Annotated in this window: 18 protein-coding genes; 13 read left to right on the forward strand and 5 right to left on the reverse strand. The window is 70.0% G+C overall.

The features are described from left to right. Nucleotides 1–3 precede the first annotated feature (3 nt). The 7 genes from lptC to ptsN all read left to right on the forward strand — a co-directional run bounded on the left by lptC (nucleotide 4) and on the right by ptsN (nucleotide 5,652). Nucleotides 4–630: an LPS export ABC transporter periplasmic protein LptC gene (gene lptC, locus AC1RRS_RS05310; protein WP_492854239.1), complete on the forward strand. Its 627-nt coding sequence runs from the start codon at nucleotides 4–6 to the stop codon at nucleotides 628–630. A gap of 42 nt (nucleotides 631–672) precedes the next feature. Beyond that, the gene (locus tag AC1RRS_RS05315) at nucleotides 673–1,215 is read left to right on the forward strand and encodes an LptA/OstA family protein (protein WP_492854240.1); all 543 of its coding nucleotides are present in this window, start codon (nucleotides 673–675) and stop codon (nucleotides 1,213–1,215) included. 10 nt (nucleotides 1,216–1,225) lie between these two features. Further along, complete coding sequence (lptB, locus tag AC1RRS_RS05320; protein WP_487288957.1) at nucleotides 1,226–1,987, forward strand: LPS export ABC transporter ATP-binding protein; 762 nt, start codon at nucleotides 1,226–1,228, stop codon at nucleotides 1,985–1,987. Nucleotides 1,988–2,180: 193 nt separating this feature from the next. Beyond that, nucleotides 2,181–3,680: an RNA polymerase factor sigma-54 gene (rpoN, locus tag AC1RRS_RS05325; RefSeq protein ID WP_492854241.1), complete on the forward strand. Its 1,500-nt coding sequence runs from the start codon at nucleotides 2,181–2,183 to the stop codon at nucleotides 3,678–3,680. Nucleotides 3,681–3,799: 119 nt separating this feature from the next. Beyond that, nucleotides 3,800–4,411 (forward strand): exopolysaccharide biosynthesis protein, encoded by a 612-nt coding sequence (locus tag AC1RRS_RS05330; protein ID WP_492854242.1) that lies wholly within the window; start codon nucleotides 3,800–3,802, stop codon nucleotides 4,409–4,411. 52 nt (nucleotides 4,412–4,463) lie between these two features. Then, nucleotides 4,464–5,099 carry a ribosome hibernation-promoting factor, HPF/YfiA family gene (hpf, locus tag AC1RRS_RS05335; RefSeq protein WP_110120468.1) on the forward strand — a complete coding sequence of 212 codons (636 nt, stop codon included), beginning with the start codon at nucleotides 4,464–4,466 and terminating at the stop codon, nucleotides 5,097–5,099. Nucleotides 5,100–5,184: 85 nt separating this feature from the next. Then, complete coding sequence (gene ptsN / locus AC1RRS_RS05340; RefSeq protein ID WP_487289020.1) at nucleotides 5,185–5,652, forward strand: PTS IIA-like nitrogen regulatory protein PtsN; 468 nt, start codon at nucleotides 5,185–5,187, stop codon at nucleotides 5,650–5,652. A gap of 120 nt (nucleotides 5,653–5,772) precedes the next feature. Here the strand turns inward: ptsN and AC1RRS_RS05345 are convergent, their stop codons facing one another. Further along, nucleotides 5,773–6,165 carry a hotdog family protein gene (locus tag AC1RRS_RS05345; protein ID WP_110120470.1) on the reverse strand — a complete coding sequence of 131 codons (393 nt, stop codon included), beginning with the start codon at nucleotides 6,163–6,165 and terminating at the stop codon, nucleotides 5,773–5,775. Between the two features lie 110 nt (nucleotides 6,166–6,275). On the opposite strand from AC1RRS_RS05345, the gene AC1RRS_RS05350 reads away from it, so the two are divergent. The 3 genes from AC1RRS_RS05350 to AC1RRS_RS05360 all read left to right on the forward strand — a co-directional run bounded on the left by AC1RRS_RS05350 (nucleotide 6,276) and on the right by AC1RRS_RS05360 (nucleotide 10,587). Further along, the gene (locus tag AC1RRS_RS05350) at nucleotides 6,276–8,474 is read left to right on the forward strand and encodes a protein-disulfide reductase DsbD family protein (RefSeq protein WP_492854243.1); all 2,199 of its coding nucleotides are present in this window, start codon (nucleotides 6,276–6,278) and stop codon (nucleotides 8,472–8,474) included. Between the two features lie 74 nt (nucleotides 8,475–8,548). Then, nucleotides 8,549–9,184 carry a LysE family translocator gene (locus AC1RRS_RS05355; protein ID WP_492854244.1) on the forward strand — a complete coding sequence of 212 codons (636 nt, stop codon included), beginning with the start codon at nucleotides 8,549–8,551 and terminating at the stop codon, nucleotides 9,182–9,184. A gap of 83 nt (nucleotides 9,185–9,267) precedes the next feature. Next, nucleotides 9,268–10,587, forward strand: a complete 1,320-nt coding sequence (locus AC1RRS_RS05360; protein WP_492854245.1) for an acetamidase/formamidase family protein — start codon at nucleotides 9,268–9,270, stop codon at nucleotides 10,585–10,587. On the opposite strand, the gene AC1RRS_RS05365 is transcribed toward AC1RRS_RS05360, so the two are convergent. Then, nucleotides 10,584–11,033 (reverse strand): hypothetical protein, encoded by a 450-nt coding sequence (locus AC1RRS_RS05365; protein WP_492854246.1) that lies wholly within the window; start codon nucleotides 11,031–11,033, stop codon nucleotides 10,584–10,586. The two genes, AC1RRS_RS05360 and AC1RRS_RS05365, sit on opposite strands and share 4 nt — an antisense overlap. Before the next feature lie 89 nt (nucleotides 11,034–11,122). On the opposite strand from AC1RRS_RS05365, the gene AC1RRS_RS05370 reads away from it, so the two are divergent. Further along, the gene (locus tag AC1RRS_RS05370) at nucleotides 11,123–11,305 is read left to right on the forward strand and encodes an LPXTG cell wall anchor domain-containing protein (RefSeq protein ID WP_492854247.1); all 183 of its coding nucleotides are present in this window, start codon (nucleotides 11,123–11,125) and stop codon (nucleotides 11,303–11,305) included. Nucleotides 11,306–11,311: 6 nt separating this feature from the next. On the opposite strand, the gene AC1RRS_RS05375 is transcribed toward AC1RRS_RS05370, so the two are convergent. After that, entirely contained in the window at nucleotides 11,312–12,049 is a 738-nt protein-coding gene (locus tag AC1RRS_RS05375) for a DUF1353 domain-containing protein (RefSeq protein ID WP_492854248.1), read from the reverse strand. A 192-nt stretch (nucleotides 12,050–12,241) separates the two neighbouring features. Here AC1RRS_RS05375 and AC1RRS_RS05380 point away from each other — a divergent pair, with 192 nt between their 5' ends. Next, entirely contained in the window at nucleotides 12,242–12,844 is a 603-nt protein-coding gene (locus AC1RRS_RS05380; protein ID WP_492854249.1) for a thioredoxin family protein, read from the forward strand. 32 nt (nucleotides 12,845–12,876) lie between these two features. Here AC1RRS_RS05380 and AC1RRS_RS05385 read toward each other — a convergent pair whose 3' ends face one another. Continuing rightward, complete coding sequence (locus tag AC1RRS_RS05385; RefSeq protein WP_492854457.1) at nucleotides 12,877–13,368, reverse strand: hypothetical protein; 492 nt, start codon at nucleotides 13,366–13,368, stop codon at nucleotides 12,877–12,879. 103 nt (nucleotides 13,369–13,471) lie between these two features. Between AC1RRS_RS05385 and pgi the strand changes: the two genes are divergently transcribed. After that, the gene (gene pgi / locus AC1RRS_RS05390) at nucleotides 13,472–15,091 is read left to right on the forward strand and encodes a glucose-6-phosphate isomerase (RefSeq protein WP_492854250.1); all 1,620 of its coding nucleotides are present in this window, start codon (nucleotides 13,472–13,474) and stop codon (nucleotides 15,089–15,091) included. Between the two features lie 4 nt (nucleotides 15,092–15,095). On the opposite strand, the gene AC1RRS_RS05395 is transcribed toward pgi, so the two are convergent. Then, the gene (locus tag AC1RRS_RS05395; RefSeq protein WP_492854251.1) at nucleotides 15,096–17,210 is read right to left on the reverse strand and encodes a discoidin domain-containing protein; all 2,115 of its coding nucleotides are present in this window, start codon (nucleotides 17,208–17,210) and stop codon (nucleotides 15,096–15,098) included. Between the last annotated feature and the right edge of the window lie 13 nt (nucleotides 17,211–17,223).

Here is a 17,223-nt window from a genome sequence, read left to right on the forward strand (position 1 = left end):
ACGGTGTCGGACGTGGCGATGAGGAGCGGCTTCAAGCGCGATCTGCGGCGCTGGCGCCGGCGCTCGCGCCTGGTCCGGGCCGCGCGCGGCGCCCTGCCCATCGCCATCCTGGCCCTGATCGGCTCGGCCGTGGGCCAGGTGGTCTGGCTGACGGTGACGGCGGCCGAACGCGCGCCGGAAAGGCCGCAGGCCCAGATCCGCATGCTCAATCCGCGCTTCTACGGCCAGTCGAGCGACGGTCGCGCCTTCCTGATCACGGCCCGCTCGGCGGTCCGCGACGACGCCGACCTCAAGCGCGTGCTGCTGGACGACCCGACCCTGACCCTGGGCATCGACGAGCCCAAGCCCAGCCGGGTGACGTCCAAGAGCGGCGTCTATCGCGAGGACAACCTCAAGCTCGTGCTGCGCGGCGACGTGCGCATGGACGACGGGGGCGGCTATCGCTTCGCGTCGGACGAGGCTTTCGTCGACACCAAGACCGGGGTGATCACCGGAGAATCCGTGCTGCAGGGCGAAGGTCCTACAGGACAGGTGAAATCCAACGCTTATTCCGTATATGACAAGGGCGACCGCATCGTTTTCCGCGGTGGAGTCCGCACGCGCCTCGATCGCGTCGACGGCGGGAACTAGAGGACGGTGCGACAGATGAGGGCGAGGTCGATGAAACGAGCAATGGCGGTCGCTGGCGTCGCCGCGAGCCTCCTGGGCGGCCTGATGGCCGGCCCGGCCATGGCGCAGAACAATTCCAGCGCGCCGGTCGACATCTCGGCCGACGAGCAGGAGACCATCTCCAGCCAGTGCAAGACCATCTTCCGCGGCGCCGTCGAGGTGCTGCAGGAGACCTCGCGCCTGCGCGCCGCCAAGATGACCCTCTACAATCAGAAGAAGCCCGGCGGCGGCGGCGGTGGCAACGGTTGCGGCAACGTCGACCGCGTCGAGGCCGAGGGCGAGGTCTTCTACGTCACCCCCAAGCAGGTGGTGCGTGGCGACCGGGCGACCTACGACTATTCGTCCGACACCATCGTGGTGACCGGCAACGTGGTGGCCGTGCAGGGCCAGGACGTGGCGCGCGGCGACCGCATGGTGGTCAACACCAAGACCAACGACGTGCGCATGGAGTCCAGCGCCAAGGGCGCCGGCAAGAAGAACCGCGTGCGCGCCGTGGTCTATCCCAGCACGTCCGACGATTCCAAGAAGCCCGCCGCCAAGCCCTGAGGCCGTATAAATGCAGTTTCAAACCCTTGGGGGCGGCCCGACCGAGGACGGTCTCTATGTCGACGGCGTCGGCAAGACCTTCGGCGACCGGGCCGTGGTCAAGAACGTCTCCCTGCGCCTCAAGCGCGGCGAGGTCGTCGGCCTGCTGGGCCCCAACGGCGCCGGCAAGACCACCACCTTCTACATGGTCACCGGTCTGATCGCCGCCGACTACGGCTCGATCTATCTCGACGGCGAGGACATCACGGCCCAGCCGATGTTCCAGCGCGCGCGCCTCGGCGTCGGCTACCTGCCGCAGGAAGCCTCGATCTTCCGCGGCATGACGGTCGAGCAGAACGTCATGGCCGTGGTCGAGATGCGCGAGAAGAACGCGCGCAAGGCCCGCGAGACGGTGACCAGCATCCTGGAAGAACTGCGGATCACCCATATCCGCAAGTCGCCGGCCGTCGCCCTGTCGGGCGGTGAGCGCCGCCGCGTGGAAATCGCCCGGGCCCTGGCCAGCGAGCCGTCGTTCATGCTGCTCGACGAGCCCTTCGCCGGCATCGACCCCTTGGCCATCTCCGACATCCGCGAGGTCGTGAACTACCTCAAGAACCGCGGCATCGGCATCCTGATCACCGACCACAACGTTCGCGAGACGCTGGACATGGTGGATCGGGCCTCGATCATCGCCGCCGGCGAAGTGCTCTTCGAGGGCTCGCCGAAGGAGATCGTCGACAATCCGGAAGTGCGCCGGGTTTACCTGGGCGACAGCTTCGCCGACCGGGCTTAAGGCCTCGGACACGATTGAGGCGGGGCGACCTGCCGCATGGACCTCGAGAAAGGCCTTGTTCTGCAAGGCCTTTTTCTTTTTCCGAGGACGGATGGTCGCACTGGCCCGATATTTGCTGGCGTTCGCGCCCCGTTAACCAGACTGCCCTTTCAATGGCGATCGTAAGTTTCGTTCGATTTGCCAGGAGGGCGCGTTGGCGCTCAGCCCAAGACTCGACATCCGGCAGGGCCAGGGCCTTGTCATCACGCCGCAGCTGCAGCAGGCCATCAAGCTTCTGCAACTGTCGAACATCGAGCTCGACGCCTTCGTCGAGGCCGAACTCGAGCGTAATCCGCTGCTGCAACGCGACGACAGCGAGCGCGAGGTCGAGCGCGACGGCGAGCCCGAACGGGCCGTCGAGAACCTGGGCATGGAAAACGTGTCGGACTCCGCGGCCAACCGCGAGATGGACACGCCCGGCGACGACGTCTCCCCCGGCGAGCGCGCCACGGGCGACGGCGAGAGCGCCGACGCCGAGCACGCCGGCGGCCAGATCGACTGGTCGCGCGCCGGCGGCGGCGGCAGCTTCGAGGGCGACGACAATTTCGAAGGCGCCCTGAACCGTCCCGAGACCCTTTCCGAGCACCTCAACGGCCAGCTGGTCCTGGCCGGCCTGTCGCCCGCCGACGAGGCCATCGCCGCCATCCTGATCGACGCCGTGGACGCTGGCGGCTACCTGCGCGCCGATCTCTGGGAGATCGCCGAGCGCCTGGGCTGCGAGCTGGAGCGCATCGAGCGCGTGCTGAAGGTCGTCCAGGGCTTCGAGCCCTGCGGCGTGGCCGCCCGCGACGTGCGCGAGTGCCTGGAACTGCAGCTGCGCGACGCCAACCGCTACGACCCGGCCATCGCCGCCCTGCTCGACAATCTCGACCTGCTGGCCCGCCGCGACCTCGTCTCGCTGCGCAAGATCTGCGGCGTCGACGACGAGGACCTGCGCGAGATGATCGCCGAGGTTCGCGGCCTGACGCCCCGCCCGGGCGCGGCCTTCCACAGCGATCCGCCCCAGACCCTGGTGCCCGACGTGCACGTGCGCGAAGGCCTCGGCGGCATGTGGCACGTCGAGCTGAACACCGACACCCTGCCGCGCGTGCTGGTCGACCAGCGCTACCACGCCCGCGTCTCCAAGGGTGCGCGCAGCGACCAGGAAAAGACCTTCGTCTCCGACAGCTTCGCCAGCGCCAACTGGCTGGTCAAAAGCCTCGACCAGCGGGCCAAGACCATCCTCAAGGTGGCCAGCGAGATCGTGCGCCAGCAGGACGGCTTCCTGGCCTACGGCGTCGAGCACCTGCGCCCGCTGAACCTGAAGACCGTCGCCGACGCCATCGGCATGCACGAGAGCACGGTCAGCCGCGTCACCTCCAACAAGTACGTCGCCACCCCGCGCGGGGTGTTCGAGCTGAAGTTCTTCTTCACTTCGGCCATCCAGTCGTCCGAAGGCGGCGAGGCCCACTCGGCCGCCAGCGTCCGTCACAAGATCAAGGGCCTGGTCGAGGCCGAACGGCGCGAGGCCGACGTCCATTCCGACGACCGCATCGTCGAGATCCTGAAGGCCGCCGGCGTCGACATCGCCCGCCGCACCGTGGCCAAGTACCGCGAGGCCATGCGCATCCCCTCGTCGGTCGAGCGCCGCCGGCTGATCAAGGAAGCCTGCTGAGCAGGTCCTCCGTCCCCTGCGACGCGACGCCGCACCCTGTTTCTCCCCGCCTGTGACGCTTTCGAGCAAGCGGTCCGGCCGTTTCCCGCGTTATAGGAAAGGGTGAAACAGGACCGCGCATGAGCCAGGAGAAACTGTCCGACGTGATCGAGGGGTTCGGCGACGACCCCCGGCCCGTATTGACCGTCGGTCAGATGTTGGAGGCCTTCGACAGCCGGGCCTTCGGGGCGACGCTGCTGGTGTTCGGCCTGCTGAACTGCCTGCCCCTGCCGCCGGGCTCGTCCACCCTGCTGTCGCTGCCGATCCTGCTGCTGGCGCCGCAGATCGCCCTGGGCGCCAATGCGCCGTGGCTGCCCGAGGGGCTGGCCGAAAAGCCGCTGAAGCGCGACGACCTCAGGGGCCTGTTCCGCAAGATCACGCCCATCCTGCGTCGGCTGGAGGTGGTGACGCGGCCCAGGCTCGGCTTCCTGTTCGCGGCCGGCGGCGAGCGGCTGATCGGCGTGGTCTGCACCCTGCTGGCCCTGGTGCTGATTCTGCCCATCCCGCTGGGCAACCTGGCGCCGGGCGCGACCGTGGCCGTCCTGGCGCTGGCGCTGCTGCAGCGCGACGGTCTGCTGGCCCTGCTCGGCTATCTGATGGCGCTGGGCAGCACGGCCCTGCTTTTCGTCAGTGCAGGTGTCGTGACGGCCGCCGTCAAGAAGCTGATCGGGGTCTTTTCGGGACTCTTCTGAGGCCGTTTTGCTCCCGCTTGACACCGCCCCCGGACGGGCGCGTTGATAGGGCATGCAAGTCCAAATCTCCGGCAAGCATGTCGACGTTGGTGAGGCTCTGCGAGCGCGAGTCGCCGACGAAATCACCCTGAGCATCGGTAAGTATTTCGACCGCGGCGGTGACGCCGACGTCGTGATCAGCAAGGAGGGTTACGCCTTCCGCGTCGATTGCTCGGTCAAGCTGGCTTCGGGTCAGCAGCTTCTGAGCCACGGCTCCGGCGGCGACGCCCACATGGCGTTCGACCAGGCCCTGGCCAAGATCGAGACGCGGATAAGGCGGTACAAGCAGCGGCTCAAGAGCCACTCGATCGCCGCCACCGCCAAGCAGGCCGAGAACGCGGCCTTCTACGTGCTGCGCGCGCCCGACGGCGAGGAGGGCGGCGACCAGGAAGATTGGGCCACGGAGGAAGCCCACCCCGCCGGCGCCCCGTCGGCCATGGTCATCGCCGAAACCCAGGCCGCCCTCAAGACGATGACCGTTTCGATGGCTGTCATGGAACTGGACTTGACCGAGTCCCAGGCAATCGTGTTTAGGAACGCCGCCCATGGCGGATTGTCGGTGGTCTACCGCCGGCCGGACGGAAATATCGGCTGGATCGACCCCGAGCGCACCAAGCCGCTGAACGGAAACGGCTCGACCCTGAGCTAGCTGGAGCCTAAGCGGTCCCGGCGCGTTTCCGGGACCGCGGCGGCCGTGTTTCGGCGGCCGGCATAGAGCGAGCTAGTTGAAGTCCATGATGATCGGCGATCTTCTTGACCAGGGGGCTGTGACCCTGCGTGTCAGCGCCAAGGACAAGCGCCAGGTGCTCGGCGTCATCGCCGACGTCGCCGGCCGTGTCCTGGGCGTCGATTCCGACCTTGCGCTGGACGGTCTGGTCGAGCGCGAGGCCGCCGGTTCCACCGGCGTCGGCCAGGGCGTGGCCCTGCCGCATGCCCGCGTGCCGGGCCTGGACCGCGTCCGCGCCGTGTTCGTCCGCCTGGAAACCCCCGTCGCCTTCGACGCGCTGGACGACAAGCCGGTCGACCTGTTCCTGGCCCTGTTCGCCCCGCCCGAGGCCAACACCCAGCACCTGCGCGCCCTGGCCCGCGTCTCGCGCATGCTGCGCCAGCCCGACCTGCGCGAACAGCTGCGCCAGGCCCGCTCGGCCGACGCCGTGCACGTGCTGCTGGCCCGCGAGATCGCGACCCCGACGGCGGCTTAAGACCCCCTCCGGCCCTCCGGGCCACATCCCCCAAAAGGGGAGGATCGCGACCGACGCCGCGCCATCAAGATGCTCCCCCTCTGGGGGAGCTGTCGCGAAGCGACTGAGGGGGTTTTCCTCTCAACGCGCGAAAATGCTCCGCGTCAGGCACGAGAACACCAGACGACCGGCCTCGTCGAGCAGGTCCTGCTGGGCGATGACGATGCCCTTGCCCTCGCCGACCGGGTCCTTGCCCATCACCGTCATGCGGCCGCGCAGGAGTTCGCCCGCCGGCGGGTTGCGCAGCCAGCGCAGGGCGTCGACGCCCACCCGCTTGGTCTGCGGCCAGTCGGCGGTGGCCTCGCTGTCGAGGCGGCTCCAGATGGCGAAGACCATGGCGTCGGGCGCGCCCAGCGACAGGTCCCAGCCCGGCTGGAAGGCGGCGATGAAGGTCGCCAGGGCCCGCTCGTCCACCACCGTGGTTCCCAGGGTCACGACCTGGCCGATCTCGATGTCGTCGAAGGAAGCGGGCATGAATTCCCCTGGTTCGAAGCGTTCCCCGACCTGACCACGACGGCTTGACGGTTGTCGAGAGCGCGCGCACGGGCCATGTGTCTTCGCGAGTTTTCTTTGCAAGGTCGCCGATGCTGTCGCGCCGTCTGTTCGCCGCCGTCCTGGCCCCCCTGGCCCTCTTCGCCGCCGTCGCGGGGCCTGTTCGCGCCGAGGTGGTCAAGACCGGCCACCTGGAGGTCGAGCTGGTTTCCCAGGAAGCCGCGGCCGTGCCGGGCTCGACGGTCTTCGTGGCCCTGCGCCAGAAGATCCAGACCCACTGGCACACCTACTGGCGCAATCCGGGCGACGCCGGCGACGCCACCAAGATCGTCTGGACCCTGCCGGCCGGCTGGACCGCCGGCGACATCGTCTGGCCGACCCCCGAACGGGTGCGCGTCGGGCCGCTGCAGGACTACGCCTACAACGGCGAGGTGCTGCTGCCGGTGCCGATCACCGTGCCGGCCTCGGCCAAGCCGGGCGAGACCGTGACCCTCAAGGCCGCCGCCGCCTTCCTGGTCTGCGAGGAGATCTGCGTTCCCGAGGACGCGGTGGTCACCCTGACGCTGCCGGTGGTCGCCGGCCCGGCCAAGCCGGATCCCAAGTGGGGCGAGGTGGTCGCGACCGTGCTGGCCAAGGCCCCCAAGCCCGCCGGCCTCAAGGCGGTGTGGACCCGCGACGGCCAGGCCGTGAAGCTGTCGGTCACCGGGGCGGCGCTGAAGGGCGGCGACTTCGCCGACGCCTACTTCTTTCCCTATTCCGGCCAGGTCATCGACCACGCCGCGCCCCAGGCCATCGAGCGCGGGCCCGACGGCCTGACCCTGACCCTGGCCCCCGGCTTCGCCTTCGGCCCCGAGGCCACCGAGCCGGTGAAGGAACTGGTCGGCGTCGTGGCCACCAAGGGCGGCTCCTACGAGATCACCGCCGTCGAAGGAGCGCCCCTTCCGGGCTCCGTAGGGCTAGGCTCTCTGCCCGCGGCCGGCGCCGGTTCGACCGGCGGCTCTTCGCAGGCCGGCGGCGACACGGCCGTTTCCGGCCTCGCGGGCGGCCTGCCGGTCGCCCTGCTGTTCGCCTTTCTCGGCGGCTTGATCCTCAACCTGATGCCCTGCGTCTTCCCGGTGCTGTCGATGAAGGCCGCCAGCCTGGCCGCCCACGCCCACGACGCCGGCAAGACCCGCGTGCAGGGCCTGGCCTTCCTGGGCGGCGTGGTGGCGACCTTCCTGGCGCTGGCCGGACTGCTGATCGCCGTCCGGGCCGGCGGCGAGGCGGTGGGCTGGGGCTTCCAGCTGCAATCGCCGGCCGTGGTGGCGGTGCTGTCGCTGCTGATGCTGCTGGTGGCCCTGAACCTGTCGGGCGTGTTCGAGGTCGGCGCCGCCGCGCAAGGGGCGGCCGGCCGCGTCTCGGGCGGTTCGGGCCTGGCCGGAGCCTTCCTGACCGGCGCCCTGGCGGTGATCGTCGCCGCCCCTTGCACCGCGCCGTTCATGGCCGGAGCCCTCGGCTTTGCCTTGACCCAGCCGCCGGCCTTCGCCCTGCTGGTGTTCCTGGCCCTGGCCCTGGGTTTCGCCGCGCCCTTCGTGATCCTGGCCTTCGTTCCGGGCCTGCTGCGCAAGCTGCCCCGGCCCGGTCCGTGGATGGACGTACTCAAGCACGCCCTGGCCTTCCCGATGTACGGCGCGGCCGCCTGGCTGGTCTGGGTGTTCAGCCAGCAGGCCGGCGGTATCGCCCTGGCCCTGCTGCTGGCCGCCGCCGTGCTGGTCGCCTTCGCCGCCTGGGCCTACGGCCTGGGCGAGACCCGCCGCTTCGCCGGCAAGACCCCGTTGGTCGCCTTCGGCTTCGCCCTGGCGGGCCTGGCCGGCGGGATCGCCCTGACCGTCGGCGCGCTGCAGGTCCAGGCCCCGGCCGCCGCCTCGGGTCCGCAAGTCGCGGCGGCCGCCGGCCCGGGCCTCTCGTCCGAGCCCTGGAGCCCCGAGCGCGTCGCCGCCCTGCAGGCCGAGGGCAAGGTGGTGATGGTCGACTTCACCGCCGACTGGTGCGTGACCTGCAAGGTCAATGAGCAGACCGCCCTGTCGGGCGCGCGCCTGGCCGACGCCTTCAAGGCCCAGAACGCCGTCCTGCTGAAGGCCGACTGGACCAAGCGCGACGCCACGATCGCCAAGGCCCTGGCCGAGCAGGGCCGCGCCGGCGTGCCGCTCTATCTCGTCTATCCCAAGGGCGGCGGCGCGCCGGCCATCCTGCCCCAGCTGCTGACCGAAGGCCTGGTGATCGAGGCGGTGGAGAAGGCGGCCAAGGGCTGAGCAGGCCGGCTCGCCTTCGGGCGGGTGTTGCGATTTGAGGTTGCGTTGTCGGGAGCGCGCGCAATCATCGCCGCATGAGCCTGCACGCCTACCTGCTGTTCGTGACGGCCAGCGTCGTCCTGGTGCTCGTGCCGGGACCGGACATGGCCTACATGCTGACCCGCACCCTGGCCCAGGGGCGACGGGCCGGCGCCATGGCCGCGCTGGGGATCAACGCCGGCGCCTATGTGCATCTGGCGGCGGCCGTGGCGGGCCTTTCGGCGCTGCTGCTGGCCTCGGCGACGGCCTTCGAGATCGTCAAATGGGCGGGCGCGGCCTATCTCGTCTATCTGGGCGTCCGCGCCCTGCTCAGCCGGACGGCGGCCAGCGAACTGGCCGACGGCGAGATGCGCGGGGCCGGCCTGGGCGCGATCTTCTGGCAGGGCTTCTGGAGCGACGTGCTCAATCCGAAGGTGGCGGTGTTCTACGTCGCCCTGCTGCCGCAGTTCGTCGAGCCTTCCGCCGGTCATGCGACCGCGCAGCTGATCCTGCTGGGTGTCACGGCCAACATGACGGCGATCATCATCAATCTGGCGCTGATCGCCGCCGCCGCGCGCCTGACAACGAGCCTGCGTCGCAACGCCAGGGTTGCGCTGTGGCTGCGGCGGGCCATGGGCGCGCTGTTCGTCGGGCTGGGCCTGCGGCTGGCGGCGACCAGGGCGGCGGGCTGACCGCGCAACCTGTCAGAAGCTTCATTTGTCACCTCCCGCCGCGTCGCTACCGTGCGGCCCGCACCCCAGGGGCGGAGGGCGAGATGCGGGCTTGGGCGGCTTTGGGGGTTGTTTCCGGGGCGATCCTGGCGCTGGCGGGGCCGGCGGCGGCCGCGCCTCAGACCTGGCTGATGTCGGTCGACCGGTGGGGCAATTCCGAGCATTCGGTGCTGACGCTGGACGCCAAGGACCCCAAGAACGCCAAGGACGGGGCGCTGTCGGGCGCGGTCGACGACTGGGCCCTGACCGGCAGCCGCCGGGGCGACAAGCTCAGCTTCGTCGCCATCGACAGTCACGGCGTCCCGCACCGCTATGAGGCCACCCAGCGCGACGGCGTCCTGACCGGCTGGGCCGACTATCCCGACACCAGCAACAAGGCCCGCGCCCGCCACGCCTTCACGGCCCTGCGGCTGGCGATCCCGACGGGACCGCCGGGGCGGGTGACCTATTCGCCCGCCAGCTTCTCCAACACCTTCACCGCCGACCTGCCGCCGGCCCTGGTCATCCGGCCCGGCGAGGTCGTGGCGACCCGCACGATCGATTCCGGCGGCGTCGACGAGCAGGGCAAGGTCGCGGCGCTCTACGGCAATCCCCAGACCGGGCCGTTCTTCGTCGCCGGGGCCAAGGCCGGCGACGTGCTGGCGATCCACATCCGCAAGCTGACGCTCAATCGCGACTATGCCGACAGCCTGGACGGCGTGGCCGGCCGGGCCATGTCGCTGGGCCTGGCCACGCGCTCGGCGGGACTGGGCAAGCAGGTCCGCTGGCGGCTGGACCGCGCGGCCGGGCTGGCGCGTCTGGAGGATCCGCCCGAGCGGCTGAAGGACTACGCCGTCCCCGTCCGGCCGATGCTGGGCGGCCTGGGCGTAGCGCCGGATTTCGGCTTTCCCCCGCAGTCGGCGGGCGACAGCGGCCGCTGGGGCGGCAACATGGACTTCAACGAGATCGGCGAGGGGGCCACGGTCTACCTGCCGGTGTTCCAGCCCGGGGCCATGCTGTTCCTCGGCGACGGCCACGCCCTGCAGGGCGACGGCGAGACCACCCAGTGGGCGCTGGAGACCTCGCTGGACGTCGAGTTCAGCGTCGAGCTGCTGCCCGCCCGGCCGCTGGCCGCGCCGCGCATCGAGACCGCCGGACGCATCACCGTGCTGGGCCAGGCCGCGTCGCTGGACGAGGCGGCGCGCGCGGCGACCGGGGCGATGATCCAGTGGCTGGAGCAGGACTATGGCCTGACCCCTTCGGAGGCCTCGCTGATCCTCGGTGGCGCGGCCGAGTACCGGGTGGCGACCCTGGCCGGCCGCAACGCCGGCCTGGCGATGAGCCTCGACAAGGCCCGCCTGCGCGGACTGGCCAGGAAGCCCTAGTGACCGCGCACGGCCTCGCGGATCACCCGCGTGGCGCGCAGCCAGCCCACCAGCATGTTCACGGCATAGACAGCGGCGAGCACGTAGGCGCCGTGCAGTGTGACGTCGTCTCCGTCCGGTCCCGCCTTGAAGGAGATGAACGCCAAGAACACGGCGAACAGCACGCAGACCAGCAGCAGGTGCAGGCAGTTCAGCTGATAGCGCAGCACCCGCCCGTCCAGGCCGTGCTCGGTCCAGAACCGGCCTTCGTTGTAGATCTGCAGGGCCTTCCAGCTGCGCCGAAAGGACGAGAACGGCGTCTTGAACGTCACGACATTGGTCTCGGGACGCTGCGCCGGCTTGTTCTGCTGCTCGAGCAGGGTCGCCACGCGGTCGAGAACGCCCCCGTAGGCGGTCGTCGGGTCCAGCGGGATCGAGCCCTTCAGGGTCCACAGGAAGTCGAGCATGGCCTAGCCGTACGACCGACGCCCAAGCTCGGCAATGGTGGAAAGAGCGCTGCCTTGTCCGCTCGCGCATCCTGTGGGAGCTTCAACCCATGGACGATCTCATCCGCAACCTTCGGGGACGCGCCGGAGCGCTCGTGGCGATCGGCGCAGCTTTCGCCCTGGCTTCGGCCTGGCCGCTGACGACCGGGCGGGCGCCGAACCCGGCGTTGCTGATCATGGCCGTGCTGCTGCTGGGCCTCGCCGCGGCGGCTCGGTTCCGGCGTCGCCGCTAGCGGCCTCTACTTCTTCTTGTCGCCGCCCCAGGGCAGGCGCGCCCTCACGTCGTCGATCGGCGTGCGCGTGGTCGTCACCGGCGGCGGGGCGGCGATCACCGGCCGGGGCAGGGGATAGGCCCGCCAGCCGGTCTGGATCAGCGCCTCGAAGCCCTGGCAGCGCGGCATGATCCGCACCGCGCCGGTCTTCGGCCGGGCGAAGGGCGGCGGCTGGCGCACGTCCTGGCGGCGCGGGTCGATGAACATCCAGTCGCCGGGCAGGGCGTAGCCCCGCTCGCCGCCGGTCTTGACGGCCTGGTAGGCGAGGTTGGCCTGGAACGGCTTGACCCCATACTTCAGCATGGCGCGCAGGAAGATGGCGTCGGCCTCGGCCCGCTTGCCCGGCTCGCCCACCGCGTAGAGCCAGTCGTGGACGATGGCGGCGCGCGCCGTCGGCCCCTGCGGGTCGATGAAGCCCTGGCCGTACCAGGGCACGCTGGCGAAGTCGGTGACGTACCAGCGCGGCACGACGATCACCTTGCCGGTCTCGACGTCGCAATAGGGGAACTCGGCCTCCAGGGTGAAGAGCTTGCGCCCCTCCTTGGCCTGGTTGAACAGCATGATCGGCTGCGGCGTCAGCGAGCTGGGCGGCGTCGGCGCCACCACCGGCACGAAGACGGTCGTCTCCTTGGTCGTCGTGCACGCAGCCAGGGCGAGGCCGGCGGTCAGAGCGGCGACGAGGGAAAGCTTGGAGCGGAGCGTCATGATCGTGGCGTTCGGGGAGAAACGGGGCGAGCGATGCCGTCTTCTGGCGGCCGAAATGCGGCGGATCAAGCGCTCATGGGCAAGCTTGGCCGTTCGCGACAAAAGATTGCGCGCCCGGTGGGCTGTTCCACCGCAGGACGATCCGTGAGAATGTCTCGCAACACCGACTGTCCGCCCCCTCGGAGGTTCCCCATGATCACCCGTCGCCTGATCGTCGCCAGCGCCCCGCTGGTCGTGCTCGCCCCCAGCTTCGCGCTCGCCGCGCCGGCCCCGGGCTTCACCGCCAAGGACATCGACGGCAAGGCCCGTTCGCTGGCCGAGTTCAAGGGCAAGACCGTCGTGCTCGAATGGGTCAACGAGGGCTGCCCCTATGTGAAGAAGCACTACTCCGGGAACATGCAGGGCCTGCAGCAGGCCGCCACGGCCGACGGCGTGGTCTGGCTCAGCGTCGCCTCCTCGGCCCCCGGCAAGCAGGGCTATTTCGCCGACGGCGCCCAGGCCCGGACCTGGATGAGCGCCAAGGGCGCCAAGCCCACCACCCTGCTGCTCGACTCCGAGGGCGTGGTCGCCACCGCCTACAAGGCCAAGACCACCCCGCACATGTTCGTCATCGATCCGGCCGGGCAGGTCGTCTACCAGGGCGCCATCGACGACAAGCCCAGCAACAAGGTCGAGGACATCGCCGGCGCCAAGAACTACGTGGCCGCGGCGCTGGCCGACCTCAAGGCCGGCCGCAAGGTCGCCGTGCCGTCCAGCCAGCCGTATGGCTGTGCGGTGAAGTACAAGGACGCTTGAACGGGAAACCTCTCCCTCTGGGAGAGGTGGAATTAAGCCGCCGGCTGCGGCGGGGCGGTGATGACCTCGACGTTGTCGTTCAGCAGATAGACCATGTCGCGCAGGGCGAGGTCCTGCTCCTTGACGGTCTTGGCGGCCGACATGGCCGAGAGCTTTTCGGGCAGGTCCTGGCTGATGCCGCGCAGGATGCATTTGAGGTCGTCGACCGCGCCGCGTTCCTTCAGGGTCACGTGGCCCTTCATGTCGAGCGCCGACAGCGCCTCGATCTCGGCCTTGAAGGCGGTGAAGCCGGAGAGCGGAACGGCGCTCGCCGTCGCGTCCTTCGGCAGGCCCTGACGATAGGCCTCGGTCTGGCCCTTCAGCGCGCCGGCCCTTTTGACGATGTCGGCGAACAGCGGCTCGCCCGCCACCGAAGCCGGGGCCTGGCCCGGCTGGACGATGGCAGGAGCCTGGTCGACGGGCGCCGCCGAACCGGTCGAAGCCAGCCACAACATGGCGGAAAAGGCGATCGCGTCGCAGGACATCATGCGCTCCAGGCGAAAAACGTCATTGGTCTTCATGACGCCGAGACTGACCTTTGGTAAGCCCGCTCCCGTAAACACCGTTTTACCACATATGGAGTTGCCCGTGGCCGACCTCGACGCTGCCTGGACCCGCCTGGAAACCGCCGCCAAGGCCGCCGGGGAGAAGCGCATCGTCGAGTTCTTCGACGCCGAGCCCCAACGCCTCGAGACCCTGACCCTTGACGTCGCCGGCCTGCATCTGGACCTCTCCAAGCAGGCCTGGGACGAAGCCGGACTGGAAGCCGCCCTGGATCTGGCCCATGCCGCCGACGTCGAAGGCGCCCGCGCCCGCATGCTGGGCGGCGAGGCGATCAACAGCTCCGAAGGCCGCGCGGTTCTGCACGTCGCTTTGCGCGCCAAGGCCGACGCTGACATCAAGGCCCAGGGCGTCTCGGTGATGGCCGATGTCGAGGCCGTCCGGACCCGGATGAAGGCCTTCGCCGACGCCGTCCGTTCGGGCGAAATCAAGGGCGCCACCGGCAAGCCGTTCAAGGCCATCCTGCACATCGGCATCGGCGGCAGCGACCTTGGCCCCCGCCTGCTGTGGGACGCCCTGCGTCCGGTAAAGCCGGAGATCGACCTGCGCTTCGTGGCCAATGTGGACGGCGCCGAGTTCCTGCTGACCACGGCCGACCTTGATCCGGAAGAAACCCTGGTCGTGGTGGTCTCCAAGACCTTCACCACCCAGGAGACCATATCTAACGCCGCCGCCGCCCGCGCCTGGCTGGTCGAGGCCGTGGGTGAGCAGGGCGCCAACGCCCACCTGGCCGCCGTGTCGACCGCGCTCGACAAGACCTCGGCTTTCGGGGTTTCGGACGAGCGGGTGTTCGGCTTCTGGGACTGGGTCGGCGGCCGTTATTCGCTGTGGTCGGCGGTCAGCCTGTCGGTGGCCGTCGCCGCTGGCTGGGACGTGTTCCAGGGCTTCCTCGACGGCGCCGCCGAGATGGACGCCCACTTCGCTTCGGCCCCGCTGGAAAAGAACGCCCCGGTGCTGGTGGCCCTGGCCCAGATCTTCAACCGCAACGGCCTGGACCGCCGCGCCCGCTCGGTCGTTCCGTACTCGCACCGCCTGCGGCGCCTCGCCTCCTTCCTCCAGCAGCTGGAGATGGAGAGCAACGGCAAGTCGGTCGGCCCGAACGGCCAGCCGGCCGCGCGCGGCACGGCCACCGTGGTGTTCGGCGACGAGGGCACCAACGTCCAGCACGCCTATTTCCAGTGCATGCACCAGGGGACCGACATCACCCCGATGGAGCTGATCGGCCTGGCCAAGTCGGATGAAGGTCCGGCCGGCATGCACGAGAAGCTGCTGTCCAACCTGCTGGCCCAGGCCGAAGCCTTCATGGTCGGCCGCACGACGCAAGACGTGGTCGCCGAGCTGCAGGCCAAGGGCGTCTCGGAAGCTGAGATCGCCACCCTGGCCCCGCAGCGCACCTTCGCAGGCAACCGTCCGTCGACCCTCGTCCTGCTGGATCGCCTGACGCCCCAGACCTTTGGCGCCCTGATCGCCCTCTATGAACACAAGACCTTCGTCGAGGGCGTGATCTGGGGGATCAACAGCTTCGACCAGTGGGGCGTGGAGCTGGGCAAGGTGATGGCCGGCCGCATCCTGCCGGAACTGGAAGCCGGCGCCGTGGGCAGCCACGACGCCTCGACCAGCGCCCTGATCGACCGGCTGAAGAAGTAGGGCCTTACGGGTCCCAGCCGACCACGGTCAGCGAATATGCCGGCAGCGTCAGCGCGCCGGCCGCCGCCGTGAACCGCCGGGGCGGCAGCGAGCGCGCGGGCCGGCTCCTGGCCCCCGCGTCGCGCCAGGCGTATTGCGCGGGGCTGAACTGCACGACGTCCAGCGGTCCCGCGACCGGCCGCCGGCCCTGGTCGGTCAGCAGGTCCAGCGCGATCCGCCGGGCATGGGTCTTGTCGCGATTGACCAGCATCACCGCCCAGCGGCCGTCGGGCCGGCGCAGGGCGTAGGCGGTGACCAGCGGCCGGCCCTTGGCGTCGAGCGCCGCGCCGGTCGCCGGCCACACCTCGTGCGCCCCGCCGCCGGGCGCGGCCCAGTCCCGGGTCATCATCCGCGCGGCCCAGTAGGCCGGCATCGGCCAGCGCGCCTGGCCCTTCGGATCGGCCTGCCACAGCATCATGTTGCCGTAGCCGGCGCAGGCCAGGTGCTGGTTGATCGGCACGTTGGGGCCGTAGCCGAACAGGTAGGCCGCATCCCCGCCCAGGCTCAGGAATTGGCCGACGATGTCGGCGTTCAGCAGGGCGCTGGGCATCTGCGCCATCGCCCGCCCCGAATAGGCCGAGAAGCCGTACTCGCTGATCACCCAGGGGATGTCGCGGGGGATTTCGTCGTCGGCGAAGCGCTGGAACAGGGCCGCGTTCAGCGCCGTCTGTTCGCGCAGCTTGTCCTCGATGTCGCCGCACAGGTCGTCGAACGGGTAGCGTTCGTAGGAGAAGAAGCCCAGCCGCCCGATCTCGCCGCGCTGGCGCAGGTAGCGCATCAGCCGACGTGTCCAGGAGTGGTCGGGGTCCTCGTCCAGCCAGGTGTCGGCGATCCCGCTCTGCAGGCTGGGGCCGCCGAAGACCAGGGCCGGATCGATCGCGCCCAGGGTCTTGGCGAAGGTCAGGTACAGCGCCCCGTAGCTCTCGGCGTCGACATACTGGCCGTCGGGTTCCTCGCCCAGCTCGACCTGGGTGACCGGATGGCCGCGATGACGCAGGTAGCGGATCAGCGCCGCGCCGTTCTCGGGCGTGTCGTACAGCACCCCGACTGGAACCATCATCGGCCGGCCGTTCGTCAGGCCGCTGGCGTAGACGAGGTCGATCCCCGGCTGCTCCAGGTCGCGATCCTGGTCGATGGCCCGGTGCCAGGGATCGGTCGACGACACCTGGGCGTAGGTCTGTCCACGTCCGGAGCGGGCGTGGCGGACGCGGTCGACGAAGCGGCCGGCCGCGTCGATCGTCCCGAACCCGACTTCGCGGATCGCATAGCCCAGACCGTCGCGGACGTCGGTCGAGCCCGCTGGCGCGGTCCCTGACGGCTTGGTCATCAGTATACGGATAAATCGGGCCTCGACCGGCTTTTCGAACCGCAGCAACGCCTCGCCGCCATGGCCGTCGACGACCGCGCCGCCCGGAAAATCGACCCAGCGGCCGGCGGGGTCGTATTCGTCGACCCCCACCCAGTGCTGCACCCGATAGGCGACGGCGTAGGGCGTTCCCCAGCGGATGCGCGCGGCTGAGACCGGTCCGTTGGCGCCGAGGTCGAACTTGGCCCATTCGGGCAAGGCCGGCGCGCCGGTGTAGCGCGGGTCCAGATAGGGGTTCGACTTCCAGAAGCTTTCCGGATCACCGTCGTCGAGGCGCGAGAAGCCGCTGTTGTTGGCGTTGTCGACGCTGTCGCCGCGCCGGGGCAGGGCGTAGCCGTGGCTCAGGCGGATCGGCGGACCGGGCTGGTCGCTGGAGGTCCAGTAGCCCTGGCGGCGGGCCGGATCGCTCCAGGTTCCGCGCGGGTTCCAGTGCCAGGCCTCGATGCCCAGTTCGGTCCGCAGGCGATAGGTGATCGGCTTCAGGCCGCCCTGGCGCATGCGCGCGACGTTGTGGGCGGTGTAGAGCGGCGCGACCTCGCCTCGGCCCATGCCGTCCAGTCCCGCCCCGAGGGCGGCGGCTGGATCTATGCGGTTGGCGGGCTGCCCGGCCGTCAGGTCGATGGTCACCGTGTCGGCCGCCGGGGCCGCCGCATGGACTTGCGAGGCGGCGAGGCCCGCGCAGGCGATCAGCAGGGCGAGATCCGGGCGACGCATGGACGACCTCCGT

It is taken from the genome of Caulobacter sp. GW821-FHT12A07 (assembly GCF_058807655.1).

What these genes read in the sequence shown, in the direction of transcription:
- AC1RRS_RS05365 (WP_492854246.1), bottom strand. Translation starts at nt 11,033, where the DNA reads ATGCTCGACTTCCTGTGGACCCTGAAGGGCTCGATCCCGCTGGACCCG.
- ptsN (WP_487289020.1), top strand. Translation starts at nt 5,185, where the DNA reads ATGATGATCGGCGATCTTCTTGACCAGGGGGCTGTGACCCTGCGTGTC.
- AC1RRS_RS05395 (WP_492854251.1), bottom strand. Translation starts at nt 17,210, where the DNA reads ATGCGTCGCCCGGATCTCGCCCTGCTGATCGCCTGCGCGGGCCTCGCC.
- AC1RRS_RS05330 (WP_492854242.1), top strand. Translation starts at nt 3,800, where the DNA reads ATGAGCCAGGAGAAACTGTCCGACGTGATCGAGGGGTTCGGCGACGAC.
- AC1RRS_RS05345 (WP_110120470.1), bottom strand. Translation starts at nt 6,165, where the DNA reads ATGCCCGCTTCCTTCGACGACATCGAGATCGGCCAGGTCGTGACCCTG.
- AC1RRS_RS05380 (WP_492854249.1), top strand. Translation starts at nt 12,242, where the DNA reads ATGATCACCCGTCGCCTGATCGTCGCCAGCGCCCCGCTGGTCGTGCTC.
- AC1RRS_RS05385 (WP_492854457.1), bottom strand. Translation starts at nt 13,368, where the DNA reads ATGTCCTGCGACGCGATCGCCTTTTCCGCCATGTTGTGGCTGGCTTCG.
- hpf (WP_110120468.1), top strand. Translation starts at nt 4,464, where the DNA reads ATGCAAGTCCAAATCTCCGGCAAGCATGTCGACGTTGGTGAGGCTCTG.
- AC1RRS_RS05370 (WP_492854247.1), top strand. Translation starts at nt 11,123, where the DNA reads ATGGACGATCTCATCCGCAACCTTCGGGGACGCGCCGGAGCGCTCGTG.
- lptB (WP_487288957.1), top strand. Translation starts at nt 1,226, where the DNA reads ATGCAGTTTCAAACCCTTGGGGGCGGCCCGACCGAGGACGGTCTCTAT.
- AC1RRS_RS05350 (WP_492854243.1), top strand. Translation starts at nt 6,276, where the DNA reads ATGCTGTCGCGCCGTCTGTTCGCCGCCGTCCTGGCCCCCCTGGCCCTC.
- AC1RRS_RS05315 (WP_492854240.1), top strand. Translation starts at nt 673, where the DNA reads ATGGCGGTCGCTGGCGTCGCCGCGAGCCTCCTGGGCGGCCTGATGGCC.
- AC1RRS_RS05355 (WP_492854244.1), top strand. Translation starts at nt 8,549, where the DNA reads ATGAGCCTGCACGCCTACCTGCTGTTCGTGACGGCCAGCGTCGTCCTG.
- AC1RRS_RS05375 (WP_492854248.1), bottom strand. Translation starts at nt 12,049, where the DNA reads ATGACGCTCCGCTCCAAGCTTTCCCTCGTCGCCGCTCTGACCGCCGGC.
- AC1RRS_RS05360 (WP_492854245.1), top strand. Translation starts at nt 9,268, where the DNA reads ATGCGGGCTTGGGCGGCTTTGGGGGTTGTTTCCGGGGCGATCCTGGCG.